Source organism: Aeromicrobium sp. 50.2.37 (assembly GCF_024655735.1).
Lineage (GTDB): Bacteria > Actinomycetota > Actinomycetes > Propionibacteriales > Nocardioidaceae > Aeromicrobium.
This window is the reverse complement of the sequence record NZ_JANLGG010000004.1, coordinates 32,167-45,107: the sequence shown is the minus strand read 5'-3', so window position 1 is coordinate 45,107 and position 12,941 is coordinate 32,167. Positions and strand designations below refer to the sequence as shown.

Annotated in this window: 15 protein-coding genes; 14 read left to right on the top strand and 1 reads right to left on the bottom strand. The window is 71.7% G+C overall.

The genetic code is table 11. The features are described 5' to 3' along the window. The 13 genes from NUV38_RS03440 to NUV38_RS03380 all read left to right on the top strand — a co-directional run bounded on the left by NUV38_RS03440 (nucleotide 1) and on the right by NUV38_RS03380 (nucleotide 9,857). Nucleotides 1-252 carry an RNA-binding protein gene (locus tag NUV38_RS03440; protein ID WP_055967311.1) on the top strand — a complete coding sequence of 84 codons (252 nt, stop codon included), beginning with the start codon at nucleotides 1-3 and terminating at the stop codon, nucleotides 250-252. 10 nt (nucleotides 253-262) lie between these two features. Then, nucleotides 263-808 carry a ribosome maturation factor RimM gene (gene rimM / locus NUV38_RS03435; RefSeq protein WP_257727767.1) on the top strand — a complete coding sequence of 182 codons (546 nt, stop codon included), beginning with the start codon at nucleotides 263-265 and terminating at the stop codon, nucleotides 806-808. 32 nt (nucleotides 809-840) lie between these two features. Beyond that, nucleotides 841-1,524 carry a tRNA (guanosine(37)-N1)-methyltransferase TrmD gene (gene trmD, locus NUV38_RS03430; protein ID WP_257727853.1) on the top strand — a complete coding sequence of 228 codons (684 nt, stop codon included), beginning with the start codon at nucleotides 841-843 and terminating at the stop codon, nucleotides 1,522-1,524. 194 nt (nucleotides 1,525-1,718) lie between these two features. Continuing rightward, complete coding sequence (locus NUV38_RS03425; RefSeq protein WP_257727766.1) at nucleotides 1,719-2,975, top strand: ammonium transporter; 1,257 nt, start codon at nucleotides 1,719-1,721, stop codon at nucleotides 2,973-2,975. Between the two features lie 231 nt (nucleotides 2,976-3,206). Beyond that, complete coding sequence (rplS, locus tag NUV38_RS03420; RefSeq protein ID WP_257727765.1) at nucleotides 3,207-3,557, top strand: 50S ribosomal protein L19; 351 nt, start codon at nucleotides 3,207-3,209, stop codon at nucleotides 3,555-3,557. Nucleotides 3,558-3,613: 56 nt separating this feature from the next. Further along, nucleotides 3,614-4,294 carry a signal peptidase I gene (gene lepB, locus NUV38_RS03415; protein ID WP_257727764.1) on the top strand — a complete coding sequence of 227 codons (681 nt, stop codon included), beginning with the start codon at nucleotides 3,614-3,616 and terminating at the stop codon, nucleotides 4,292-4,294. Next, nucleotides 4,291-5,031: a ribonuclease HII gene (locus NUV38_RS03410; protein WP_257727763.1), complete on the top strand. Its 741-nt coding sequence runs from the start codon at nucleotides 4,291-4,293 to the stop codon at nucleotides 5,029-5,031. The genes lepB and NUV38_RS03410 overlap by 4 nt, the downstream gene beginning before the upstream one ends. Next, nucleotides 5,028-5,336: a DUF2469 domain-containing protein gene (locus NUV38_RS03405; RefSeq protein ID WP_055967326.1), complete on the top strand. Its 309-nt coding sequence runs from the start codon at nucleotides 5,028-5,030 to the stop codon at nucleotides 5,334-5,336. Before NUV38_RS03410 ends, NUV38_RS03405 begins: the two co-directional genes overlap by 4 nt. A gap of 75 nt (nucleotides 5,337-5,411) precedes the next feature. After that, nucleotides 5,412-5,684, top strand: coding sequence for a hypothetical protein (locus tag NUV38_RS03400; RefSeq protein ID WP_257727762.1), 273 nt, complete (start codon nucleotides 5,412-5,414; stop codon nucleotides 5,682-5,684). A 117-nt stretch (nucleotides 5,685-5,801) separates the two neighbouring features. Continuing rightward, on the top strand, nucleotides 5,802-6,164 hold the full coding sequence (locus tag NUV38_RS03395; protein WP_257727761.1) for a YraN family protein: 363 nt from the start codon (nucleotides 5,802-5,804) through the stop codon (nucleotides 6,162-6,164). Further along, nucleotides 6,164-7,741, top strand: coding sequence for a YifB family Mg chelatase-like AAA ATPase (locus NUV38_RS03390; RefSeq protein ID WP_257727760.1), 1,578 nt, complete (start codon nucleotides 6,164-6,166; stop codon nucleotides 7,739-7,741). The genes NUV38_RS03395 and NUV38_RS03390 overlap by 1 nt, the downstream gene beginning before the upstream one ends. Then, nucleotides 7,738-8,949, top strand: a complete 1,212-nt coding sequence (gene dprA, locus NUV38_RS03385) for a DNA-processing protein DprA (RefSeq protein WP_257727759.1) — start codon at nucleotides 7,738-7,740, stop codon at nucleotides 8,947-8,949. Before NUV38_RS03390 ends, dprA begins: the two co-directional genes overlap by 4 nt. After that, nucleotides 8,946-9,857: a tyrosine recombinase XerC gene (locus NUV38_RS03380; protein WP_056554138.1), complete on the top strand. Its 912-nt coding sequence runs from the start codon at nucleotides 8,946-8,948 to the stop codon at nucleotides 9,855-9,857. Before dprA ends, NUV38_RS03380 begins: the two co-directional genes overlap by 4 nt. 839 nt (nucleotides 9,858-10,696) lie before the next feature. Here NUV38_RS03380 and NUV38_RS03375 read toward each other — a convergent pair. Beyond that, a complete protein-coding gene (locus tag NUV38_RS03375) occupies nucleotides 10,697-11,623 on the bottom strand; it encodes a M23 family metallopeptidase (protein WP_257727758.1) in 927 nt (308 codons plus the stop codon). A gap of 333 nt (nucleotides 11,624-11,956) precedes the next feature. On the opposite strand from NUV38_RS03375, the gene rpsB reads away from it, so the two are divergent. Continuing rightward, nucleotides 11,957-12,941, top strand: a 985-nt coding sequence (gene rpsB, locus NUV38_RS03370) for a 30S ribosomal protein S2 (RefSeq protein WP_257727757.1), incomplete at its 3' end; no start/stop codon positions are given.

Genomic DNA, 12,941 nt, shown 5'->3' with positions numbered 1-12,941 from the left:
ATGGCCGGTCGCACGCAGGAGGTCATCGAGCACCTCGTGTCGGGCATCGTGGACCACCCCGACGAGGTCGACGTGAGCGAGAAGCAGACGCGGCGCGGCGACCTCTTCGAGGTGCGCGTCAACCCGGCCGACCTCGGCAAGGTGATCGGCCGTCAGGGTCGCACCGCGTCGGCGATCCGCACCGTCAGCGGAGCGGTCGCCGGCACCAAGGGTGCCCGCATCGACTTCGTGGACGTCGACCGCCAGCGCTGAGGTCCTGGCCATGCGCGTCGTGGTCGGTCGGATCGGCCGGGCTCACGGGATCAAGGGTGAGCTGACGGTCGACGTCCGCACCGACGAGCCCGAGCGAAGGTTCGCCCCGGGCACGGCGCTCCTGGCCGGCGACCGCACCGTCGTCGTGGCAGCCGCCCGGAACCACTCCGGGCGGCTGCTGCTGCGTCTGGAGGGGGTCGCCGACCGCACGGCGGCCGAGGCGCTGCACGGCCGTGTGCTGGAGGTCGACATCGACCCGGACGACGAGCCCGACGAGGACGACGCCTACTACGACCACCAGCTCGTGGGTCTGCGCGTGCACGACCACCACGGGGTCGACGTCGGCATCGTGACCGAGGTGCTGCACCTGCCCGAGCAGGACCTGCTCTCCGTCGATCTCGACGACGGCGCCCGCGGCGTCCTCGTCCCCTTCGTCACGGCACTCGTCCCCGAGGTCGACCTCGCCGCCGGTCACGTCGCGCTCGCCGACGTCCCGGGCCTGCTGGACCCCGACGCCCAGGCCGTCGCCACCCCTGACGCGGGCGACGGGACGTGAGCGAGGCACCGGGCGACCACGTCGCGCCGACGATGCGCATCGACGTCGTCTCGATCTTCCCCGCCTACCTCGACGCCCTCGACCTCTCGCTCGCCGGCCGGGCCCGCGCGAGCGGGCTGCTCGAGATCCGCACCCACGACCTGCGCGACTTCACGCACGACCGCCACCGCACCGTCGACGACACGCCCTACGGAGGCGGCGCCGGCATGGTGATGCGCCCCGAGCCCTGGGGCGAGGCCCTGGACGCCGTGACGAGCGACGAGTCCGTCGTCCTGGTGCCCACCCCCTCAGGCACGCCCTTCCGGCAGTCCCTCGCCCACGACCTGAGCCGCGAACGGCACCTCGTCTTCGCCTGCGGTCGCTACGAGGGCATCGACCAGCGGGTCATCGACCACGCCCGCGAGCGCTGGCGCGTCGAGGAGGTCTCCCTCGGGGACTTCGTGCTCAACGGGGGAGAGGTCGCCGCGCTCGCCGTCATCGAGGCCGTCGTGCGGCTCGTCCCCGGCTTCATGGGCAACCCCGCCTCCCTCGCCGAGGAGTCCCACGGGGAGGACGGGCTGCTCGAGTACCCGGTCTACACCAAGCCCGCGTCGTGGCGAGGTCTCGACGTGCCCGACGTGCTGCTGTCCGGCCACCACGAGGCCATCGCGGCCTGGCGGCACGAGCAGGCGGTGGCCCGCACCCGGGAGCGTCGACCCGATCTCCTACCCGACTGACGACTGCGACCGACCTCCGACGAGGCCCTGTGCGCCGGATTTAACACGAGGGCCACCGGCGTCATGCAGGTGAAACATTCCGGGCGTGGTTGAGGAAACCTGGCCGCCCCATGATGAACGCGGCTCCTCCAAGGACAGCACCGTGGCTGTGGGACGCCGATGTTCTTCACTCAACCAGTTACAACGAGGTGGGTATGTCAGTCGATCTTTCATGGCAGCTGCTGTGCACGGCGCTCGTCATCTTCATGACGCCGGGTCTTGCGTTCTTCTACGGCGGTCTGGTCAAGTCCAAGTCCGCGATCTCGATGATGATGCTGAGCTTCGGCTCGCTCGCCCTGGTCACGCTGCTCTACGTCCTCTACGGCGGCACGGGCATCGCCGGCAACGGCACGAGCGGCGGAAGCAAGCTCTTCGGCAACCCGTTCGAGGACTTCGGCATGTCGGACCTGATGTCGGGCGTCGGCGGCGGTGACGCGGCCAACGCCTTCGGCGGCCACGCGTTCCTCGTCGCCTTCTGCATCATCACGGTCGCCCTCGTGTCCGGCGCGGTCGCCGACCGGGCCCGTTTCTGGCCGTGGATGCTCTTCGCCGGGCTGTTCACGACCTTCGTCGTGTTCCCGACCTTCCGCTGGCTCTTCGGGGTGGACGCCGACGGCAACTTCTACGGATGGCTGGCCAACGACGTCTTCGGCTTCGGTGCGGCGCTCGACTGGGCCGGCGGCACGATCATCCACCAGTCCGCCGGTGCTGCGGCTCTCGCTCTCGCCCTGGTGCTCGGCAAGCGCAAGCTCGGCTTCTCCAAGGAGGAGTCCCAGCCGCACAACGTGCCGCTCGTGCTCCTGGGTGCCTCGATCCTGTGGTTCGGCTGGTTCGGCTTCAACACCGGTGTCTACGGAGCCGACGAGGGCCAGACGTCGCTGATCTTCTTCAACACGCTGATCACCCCGGCGGCCGCGCTCATCGGCTGGATCGTCGTCGAGACCTTCCGTGACGGCAAGGCCACCGCGGTGGGTGCGGCGTCCGGCATCGTGACCGGGCTCGTCGCCATCACGCCGGCCTGCGCCTTCGTCACGCCGCTCTGGGCGATCGTGCTCGGTGTCGTGTCGGGTGTGGCGTGCGCCCTCGCGGTCGACCTGAAGTTCAAGCTCGGCTACGACGACACGCTCGACGTCGTCGGCATCCACCTCGTCGCCGGCTTCATCGGCTGTGTCTACATCGGCCTGTTCGGCTCGGAGGCCCTGACCGGTGGCAGCCTGTTCTTCGGTGGCGAGACCGACCTGCTGTTCGCGCAGATCCTCTCGTCGCTCACGATCATCGTGTTCTCGTTCGTCGTGGCCTTCGCCATCGGCTTCGGCATCGAGAAGACGATCGGCTTCCGCGTGACCGAGGAGGACGAGGTCGCCGGCATCGACACCGCGCTGCACGGCTCGGAAGGCTACGCGCTCGACTGAGTCGTCACCTGAACCCCACGGAGGGCTCCTGCTCGGGCAGGGGCCCTTCGTGGCGTCCGGGGACAGATCTCGGCCGGGTCGGTTTCGTCGGCGCCGGGTCGTTGTGGCAGAATCGTCCCTTGGTGCACCGCGGTTCTGCCACAGGGGAGCCGTCGACGAGCACCGGTACGACACCAAGACTTTCTCACCATCGTTTCCGTGGGTGACCTGTGGCACCGGCGAGGAGTAGACATGACCAACTTGGTCGACCAGGTCGCAGCCGAGTCGCGACGCGACGACATCCCCGCGTTCCGCGCCGGCGACACCCTCAAGGTCCACGTCAAGGTCGTCGAGGGCAACCGCTCGCGCGTCCAGGTGTTCCAGGGCGTCTGCATCAAGCTGCAGGGCTCGGGCATCGGGCGCACCTTCACGGTCCGCAAGGTCAGCTTCGGCGTCGGTGTCGAGCGCACGTTCCCGCTCCACACGCCGGTCATCGAGAAGATCGAGGTCGCCACCCGCGGCGACGTCCGTCGGGCCAAGCTCTACTACCTCCGCTCGCTGCGCGGCAAGGCCGCGAAGATCAAGGAGAAGCGCGAGGACTGAGCGTCCTCCCGCGTGGCCGTCGAGCCCGCCCAGGATGCTGCGTCTAGGCTCACGTCGTGAGTGAGACCACCAAGCGCCAGCTTCCCGTCTGGCAGGAGTCCATCCTCCTCGTCGTCACCGCCATGGTGATGGCGGTCGTGGTCAAGGCGTTCTTCCTCCAGGCCTTCTACATCCCGTCGGAGTCCATGGAGCCGACGATGCTCGTCAACGACAAGATCCTCGTCCAGAAGGTCTCCTACTGGAGCGGGGACCCGCAGCGGGGCGACATCGTCGTCTTCGACGATCCCGGTGGTTGGCTCGACCAGAGCGAGTCCGCCCGCGCCAGCAACCCGGTGCAGAAGGCGCTCGAGGTCATCGGCCTGTTCCCCACGGGGGGCCACCTCATCAAGCGCGTCGTGGGCGTGGGTGGGGACCGCGTGGCCTGCTGCGACGACGAGGGTCGCCTGACGGTCAACGGTGTCTCGATCGACGAGCCGTACCTGAGGGACCCGAGCGCCAACGCCGAGTCCCGCTTCGACGTCGTGGTGCCCAAGGACCACCTCTGGGTGCAGGGCGACAACCGCGGCAACTCCGCGGACTCCCGCGTGCACCAGGGCGACCCGGGTGGCGGCTTCATCCCCGTGGACTCGGTCGTCGGCAAGGCGTGGGTCCGCGTGTGGCCGTGGAAGCGGATCGGTCTCATCCGGGGCAGCGACGCCTTCGCCGAGGTCCCGTCCGAACCCGCTTCCTCGCCGTGACCGGTCGGCCCACCCTCCGACTCGAGCGCAGCCTCCTGCGCGAGCGCTGCACCGTGCTGGCGTGCGCCGACGAGGTGGGCCGCGGCGCCCTGAGCGGTCCGGTCAGCGTCGGCGTCGTGGCGATCACCGCAAGCACCCGCACCGCACCGCAAGGGGTGCGCGACAGCAAGCTGCTGACCCCCGACGCGCGCACCCGACTCGCCCCCCGCATCCGACGCTGGGCCACCACCCACGGCGCCGGGTACGGCGTCGGCCACGCATCGCCCGCCGAGATCGACGACGTCGGCATCATGGCCGCCATGCGCCTGGCCGCTCGACGAGCGCTCGAGCAGGTCGAGACCCCGCCCGACCTGGTCCTGCTCGACGGCAACCACGACTACCTGAGCGTCCCGGACCAGGCCTCGCTCTTCGACGTCGCGGAGGTGCCGCTCCCGCCGGTGGTCACGGCGATCAAGGCCGACCTGCGCTGCGCGGCGGTCGCCGCGGCGAGCATCCTCGCCAAGACCGAGCGCGACGCGCTCATGGTCGAGCTGGCCCGTGAGCACCCGGAGTACGGCTGGCACGAGAACAAGGGCTACGCGGCCCCGGCGCACGTCGAGGCCCTGCGCACCCACGGGCCCAGCCACCAGCACCGTCGCTCGTGGAGCCTGCCGGGCAGCGTGCCGGCGGCCGGTAGTGTTCCGGTCATCGAGTCCGGTGCCGTCCGGGCGAGCGACGAGGCGATGGGGAGCAGATGAGCGCAGAGGACCTCGAGCGGTACGAGACCGAGGCCGAGCTCGCGCTGTACCGCGAGTACCGCGACGTCGTGAAGATCTTCAAGTACGTGGTGGAGACCGACCGGCGCTTCTACCTCTGCAACGCCGTCGACGTGAAGGTGCGCTCCGAGACGGGCGACGCCTACTTCGAGGTCTCCATGAACGACGCCTGGGTGTGGGACATCTACCGCCCGGCGCGGTTCGCCAAGAACGTCAAGGTGCTCACCTTCAAGGACGTCAACGTCGAGGAGCTGGCCGACTCCGACGTCAAGGTGCCGTCGAGCTGACGCAGTGCACCGCCGGCACGTTCGCCACCCGGATTCGGCCCCGCCGTGACCGTGGGGCCGTCTAGCATCGACGGCGTGGGCGGGTACGAGATCGGCATCGCGAGCGAGGGCTTGGAAGACTTCCTGCTCAACCTCGCGATCTTCCTGCCCGTCGCCGTCGCCAGCTATCGGCGTAGTCGTCACCTGAGCGGCTACTCGGTCACGAAGAGCCTCGTGATCGCCTACGGCGCGGGATCGTTCTGGATGCTCTGGTTCGTCGTCTGGTGGGTGAACCGCGAGCAGATCGCCCGCGAGTGGCGCGAGGTGCGCGACGAACGGGCGCGTCCGCGCGTCGCCGTCGCCGGGTAGTCGGGTCGCCCGAGTCCTGGACCGTCCGTCCACAAGGCGATGCGCGCTCGAGCGCCGTCGTCCACAGCCCGCGCCCGGGGTCTGTCGCCGGGCCGTCGTCCAGCCGACGCTGGAGGCATGACCTACGCACGCAACGACGCCGTCGGGCAGTACGGCGAGCAGGTGGCTGCGCGACACCTGGAGTCCCACGGCATGACGATCCTCGACCGGCGCTGGACGTGCCGGTGGGGCGAGCTCGACATCGTCGCCCGTGACGGAGCGACGATCGTCTTCTGCGAGGTCAAGACCCGCACCAGCCAGCGGCACGGCACCGGCTTCGAGGCGGTCTCCACCCGCAAGGCGCAGCGGCTGCGTCGCGCGGCGTCGGCCTGGCTGCAGGCGCACGGGCTGGAGCCGCTGGGCGTGCGGATCGACGTCGTGTCCGTGCGGATCCCACGCCGTGGCGGGCCGGTCGTCGAGCGCGTGAGCGGGGTGGCCTGATGGCGGCGCTGCACTCGGTGACCCTGGACGGCCTGACCGGGCGCGCGATCGAGGTCGAGGTCGACATCGCCAACGGCTTCCCGTCGACCGTCGTCGTGGGTCTTGCCGACGCGATCGTCAACGAGGCTCGCGACCGGGTGCGTGCGGCGGTGGTCAACTCCGGCGCGTCCTGGCCCGACCAGCGGGTCACGATCAACCTCGCCCCGTCCACCCTGCCGAAGACCGGGTCCCACTACGACCTGGCCATCGCCCTCGCGATGTTCGTCGAGAAGAAGATCGTGCCGCTCGCGGTCACCGTCGGGACGGTGTTCATCGGGGAGCTCGCGCTCGACGGTCGCCTCCGCGCTGTGCGGGGCGTCCTGCCCGCCACGGTCGCCGCGGCCGAGGCCGGGTTCGAGCGGGTGCTCGTGCCGGAGTCCAACGTCGGCGAGGCCGAGCTGGTCGAGGGCATCGGCGTCGTCGGGGTGCGGTCGTTGCGCCAGGTGGTGGCCATGCTCACCGGGCAGGAGGAGCCCGACGACCCGCCGGTCCCTCCGCTGGACGGCGGCGACGGCCTCGGCCACGCCTACAGCGACCGCGTGGCGGGTCTCGACCTCGCCGACGTGGCCGGGCAGGAGGACACCCGCACGGCCGTGGTGGTCGCTGCCGCCGGCGGCCACCACGTGCTCATGACGGGTCCGCCCGGCATCGGCAAGACCATGCTCGCCCAGCGGCTGCCCGGCCTGCTGCCGGACCTCACCCGCCCCCAGGCGCTGGAGGTGAGCGCGGTGCACTCCCTGGCGGGCGTCCTGCCGTCCGACGTCCCCCTCGTGCGGCGTCCTCCGTTCGTCGACCCGCACCACACGGCGAGCGCCGTCGCGATCGTCGGTGGGGGCCAACGGGTCATCCGTCCCGGTGCGCTGTCGCTCGCGCACCGCGGGGTGCTGTTCCTCGACGAGGCGCCGGAGTTCGCCTCGAACGTGCTCGACGCGCTTCGCCAGCCCCTGGAGAGCGGGCACGTGGTGGTCTCGCGGTCCGCCCAGACCGCGACGTTCCCGGCCCGCTTCCAGCTGCTCCTGGCGGCCAACCCGTGTCCGTGCGGACAGGGCGGGTCGGTGAGCGAGCCCTGCGAGTGCACCCCGCTGATGCAGCGGCGCTACCGCGACCGCATCTCCGGTCCGGTGCGCGACCGCATCGACATCCACCGCACCCTCGTCGCGCCGACCCGGCCGGAGCTCGTCCACGGCGTGTCCGACGCCCGGTCGACGCGGGACCTCGCGCCGCTCGTCGCGCGGGCCCGGTCCCGCCAGGCCGAACGGCTGGCCGGCACGCCCTGGCAGGTCAACGCGGACGTGCCCGGCGTCGACCTGCGCAAGCACTGGCCGGCGACGGACGCGGCCAGGCGGCTCGTGGACTCCCAGCTGCGCGGTCAACGGCTCTCCGCCCGTTCCGCGGACCGGGTGCTCCGCGTCGCCTGGAGCGTCTGCGACCTGCGCGAGGGGGAGCGGCCCGACGTCGAGGAGGTCGAGCTGGCGCTCGCCTTGCGCCGGGGCACCCCGCTCGGACCCCTGCTGCGGGACGTGGTGGTGGCGCCATGACGTCCGCGAACCGTCCCGCACGGCGGGGCACGCACGCCACCGACGCCGATGCGCGGATGGCGTTGAGCCTCCTCGTCGAGCCCGGCGACCCACGCCTCGTGGAGTGGATGCGCGAGCTCGACCCGGCGGGCCTCCTCGAGGTGGTCCGTGGTGACTCCCGACGCTCCCGCCTGGAGGTCCCCCACGCCTGGCTGGAGGGGGCCGCTCGGCTGGACCGAGCCGTGAGCGGTGCGCGCGCGAGGTCCGAGGCACACGGACTCCGCTGGGTCGTGCCCGGCGACGCGGCCTGGCCCGCGGCGCTCGACGACCTCGACCACGTGGAGCCCCTCGGTGGGAGCACCGGTGCACCGCTCGGGCTCTGGGTTCGCGGCCCCGCCGACCTCGCGTCGCTCGTGGAGCACGGCATCGCCGTGGTGGGCGCTCGCTCGTGCACGGCCTACGGGAGCGACTGCTCCTCCGAGATCGCGGCCGACGTGGCCGACCAGGGCGGCACGGTCGTGAGCGGGGCGGCCTTCGGCATCGACGCCGCGGCCCACCGCGGCGCCCTCGTGCAGGACCGACCGACCGTGGCGGTGCTCGCCTGCGGCGCCGACGTCGAGTACCCACGCACCCACGCCGCGCTGCTGCGGCGCATCGCCCAGGACGGTCTCGTGGTGTCCGAGCAGGCCCCCGGGCAGGTCGCGATGCGGTCACGCTTCCTCACCCGCAACCGCATCATCGCCGGGCTCACGGTGGGCACGGTGGTCGTCGAGGCGGCCCGCCGCAGCGGATCGCTCAACACGTTGAACTGGGCCGACGCCCTGGGGCGGGTGACGATGGCCGTTCCCGGTCCGGTCACGTCGCAGCAGTCCGCCGGGGTCCACCAGGCGCTGCGCGACGGGCGTGCGGTCCTGGTGACGAACGGCCGCGAGGTCCTCGACGCCGTGGCCGGCGTGTCGGCCGACGTGCCCGAGCCGGTCCGGCCGTCCGACACCGACCACGACCGGTTGGGCGGGCTGGCCCGGCGGGTCCTCGACGCCCTCTCCTTCACCGAGGCGCGCAGCACCGCCGACGTCGCGGCCGCCGCGCGAGGCAGCAGGGCCGACGTGGCCGACCTCCTGGCGGGTCTCGAGCGGCAGGGATGGTGCGCCCGCGTGGGGGACCGGTGGCTTGTGCTCCCGCGTGGTGCCTCGATCGCGGCCCGCCGACCCGTCACGCTGGGACCATGAGCGGAGCCTGGGACGACGCGCTCGAGGCGTTCACCGAGCACCTGCGCCACGAGCGCGACCTCTCCGAGCACTCCGTCCGCGGCTACCTCGTCGACCTCGGCCACCTGGCTGACCACGCTCGCGCCCTCGGGGTGGGCGAGCCGTCGGGGCTCACCACGCGGGCGCTGCGGAGCTTCCTGGCCAACCAGCAGACCCTCGGCCGGTCGCGGGCCACGCTGGCCCGACGCGCGACGTCGATCCGCTCGTTCACGGCCTGGCTGGTGCGCACCGGCCGCGCGACGAACGATCCTGGGGCCCTGCTCGCCAGTCCTCGCTCGCAGCGCGCCCTGCCCGACGTGCTCAGCCAGACCGAGGTCCGGGCGCTCCTCGACGCCACGTCGGCCGCGATCGAGACCGATGGTCCCGTGGGCCTGCGGGACCTGGCCATCCTCGAGCTGCTCTACGCGACCGGCGTGCGGGTGGGTGAGCTGTGCGGCCTCGACATCGACGACATCGACCGCGGTCGTCGCCTGCTGCGGGTCCTCGGCAAGGGTCGCAAGGAACGCTCGGTGCCCTACGGGCTTCCGGCAGCCGATGCGGTCGACGCCTGGGTCACCATCGGGCGGCCGACGCTGGTCGGTCCGGAGAGTGGGCCGGCGCTCCTGCTGGGCGTCCGCGGCGGTCGACTCGACCCTCGCGCGGCCCGCAAGATCGTGCACGACCGGCTCGCAGTGGTCGAGGGTGCCCCCGACCTCGGCCCCCACGGCCTGCGGCACACCGCCGCCACCCACCTGCTCGAGGGCGGCGCCGACCTGCGCAGCGTGCAGGAGGTGCTGGGCCACGCCTCCCTCGGCACCACCCAGATCTACACCCACGTGAGCACCGAGCGGCTGCGCGCCGCGTACCGGTTGGCGCACCCGCGGGCGTAGGACCCGGGCGTAGGACGTCGCGTCCTGCGGTTCCGTCGCCTACTCCTGCCGTCGACCTGCGGCGGCGTCGCTGTGGCCGGCCATCGTCCTGCGGCTGCGTCGCTGTGGCTCCGAGGCGGGTCGGTCTCCGAAAGGCCTTGACCGGAGCGGGGGTCTCGACTCGGTTGGGTCTGCGGGGTGCAGCTGGGTTCTCGCTTGCGGCTGCGTCGCTGTGACTGCGAGGCGGGTCGGTCTCCGAAAGGGCCTCGACCGCAGCAGGGGGCCTGGGCTCGTGTGGGTCTGCGGGGCGAGGCCACGATTCTCCCTCTGCGCGTGATCCACGCACGATTCTTCCTTCGCATGGACCGTCCCTCGCGAAGGAAGCATCGTGGCGACGACTTGGGCCCCGTACGGGCAGAGATTCTCCCTTCTCGTGGACCGTTCCACGCAGAAGGAGAATCCCTGCCCGCTCGACGCACGATGGGCCCCGGCGGACGCAAGATTCTGCCTTCGCGTGCTGAAGCCCGAACGATGCTGCGTTCACGACGGGATCCGACCACCAACGCAGCATCCTTCGACCCCTCACGCACGAACGCAGAATCGTGCGACACCCCGAGCCGCGCTCCGAGAGCCCAACCCGAGCCCGGACCCGTCCGCCGGTCGAGGCCCTTTCGGAGCGCAGGTCGACTCGCAGCCACAGCAACGCAGCCGCAGGAGAAGACCCACCCGCGGGAGCGCAGCGCGAGCGAAGACCCACCCACAGCGACGCAGCCGCAGGAGAAGACCCACCCGCGGGGGCGCAGCGCGAGCGAAGACCCACCCACGAGAGCGCAGCCGCAGGCGAACGGGAGAAGAGCCCCTCACCCCAGCGGATCGACCGGTGTCCCGCCCCGCACCACCATGAAGTGCAGGTGGCAGCCGGTCGACATCCCGGTCGAGCCCACCCGGCCGACGACGGTGCGGGTATCGACCCGGTCGCCGCGCGAGACCGAGGCCGAGGACAGGTGGGCGTAGGCGGTACGCACGCCGCCGCCGTGGTCCAGCACGACCCGGAGTCCGTAGGCGCCGTCACGCCCCGCGGACCGGACGGTACCGGCCTTCGCCGCTCGGACGGGCGTGCCGCAGGAGGCGCCGAGGTCGACGCCGTCGTGCAGCTTGCGGATGCCGGTCACCGGGTGCACACGCATCCCGAACGCCGACGTGACCGGCCCACCGACGGGCCGGGCGAGGTCGCCGAGCGAGCCCAGGGCGCCGGCCGGGGGCCGGGGGAGTCGGGCGTCAGGGTCCACGAGCACGAACCGCGACTCTCCGGTGAGCCGCTCGCGCGGGTCGAGGTAGCGCTCGCCCTGCAGTCGCCCGAGGTGCAGGCAGGCGCTCGCGCAGTGCGTCCCGCCCGGTGCGAGTCGACCCAGGACCTCGCCGGGCTCGACCGCGTCGCCACGCTCGACCGTGCGCCGCTCCACCGGTTGGTAGGTGGAGCGCTCGCCCCCGTGGTCGACGGTCACCACGCCCACGCCGGCCACCGTCCCCGAGAAGCTGACCCGGCCGGCCGCCACCGCACGCACGGGCTCACCCGGGGAGCCGGGCAGGTCGATCCCGCGATGCCCCGCACCGTAGGGGGTGTCGGGCGGGTCGAAGTCCGTGCCGACCACCCGTTGGCCGAGCGGCCACGACCACGACGGGCCCTCGTCCGAGGCCCTCGCCACACCGGTCGCCGTCGACAGCAGGATCGCGACGGCAGCGCCGACGGCGAGGATGAGGCGGGTGCGGGGGGAGTGGACCGGCATGACTCGAGCGAACCCCGTCGACGCTCGTCGCGGCAGGCCCGCGTCGCGACCTGTGGACACGAGTCGTCCGCAGGTGCCCACGGCGCCGGGTCTGTGGATTTCTCGTTCTCCCGCCCGGTGTCCTAGACTGACCCCATCACGTCCTCGGACGTGAAATTCGCACGCCCGTCTCCGTCGTGACGTCGCTCGTCGACCGAACGCCGGGCGCGATCCTGGTCCTGCTCGCAGGTTGGTTCGCGTGGCACGGGAGTCAGGGCACCGCCGACCGGCGGTGCATCAACCAGGAACGGACCACCCGCCGCAGGGCCGGTGCGTCCAGAGGAGGAATCGACCATGGCGGTCGTCACCATGCGAGAGCTGCTCGAGAGCGGCGTCCACTTCGGGCACCAGACCCGTCGTTGGAACCCGAAGATGAAGCGCTTCATCTTCACCGAGCGCAACGGCATCTACATCATCGACCTGCAGCAGTCGCTGGCCTACATCGATGCCGGCTACGAGTTCGTCAAGAACACCGTCGCCCGCGGCGGCACGATCCTGTTCGTCGGCACCAAGCGCCAGGCGCAGGAGCCGGTCGAGGAGCAGGCCAAGCGCGTCGGCATGCCCTTCGTCAACCAGCGTTGGCTCGGCGGCATGCTCACCAACTTCCAGACGATGCACCAGCGGCTCCAGCGCATGAAGGAGCTCGAGGAGATCGACTTCGACGACGTGGCCGGTTCCGGTCGCACGAAGAAGGAGCTCCTCCAGATGCGTCGCGAGTACGACAAGCTGAACCGCACCCTCGGCGGCGTCCGCGACATGGCCCGCACCCCGTCCGCGGTGTGGATCGTCGACACCAAGAAGGAGCACCTCGCGGTCGACGAGTGCAAGAAGCTCGGCATCCCGATCGTCGCGATCCTCGACACCAACTGCGACCCCGACGACGTCAACTACCCGATCCCGGGCAACGACGACGCCATCCGCTCGGTCAGCGTGCTGACCCGCGTGGTCGCCGACGCCGTCGCCGAGGGCCTGCTGCAGCGCGGTGGCGCCAAGACGGGCAACGAGGAGGCCGGCGCCGAGCTCGGTGGCGACGAGCCCCTGGCCGAGTGGGAGCGCGAGCTGCTCGAGAAGAAGGACGAGAAGAAGGACGAGTCCGCTGCCCCCGCCGCCGAGGCCCCGGCTGCCGAGTCCACCGAGGCGCCCGCCGCCGAGGCTCCGGCTGCCGAGACGACCGAGGCTCCGGCTGCCGAGGCCCCCGCTGCCGAGGCCACCGAGGCTCCGGCTGCCGAGGCCACCGAGGCTCCCGCCGATATGTTTTCCGTGTTGGGGTGCCGGGCCA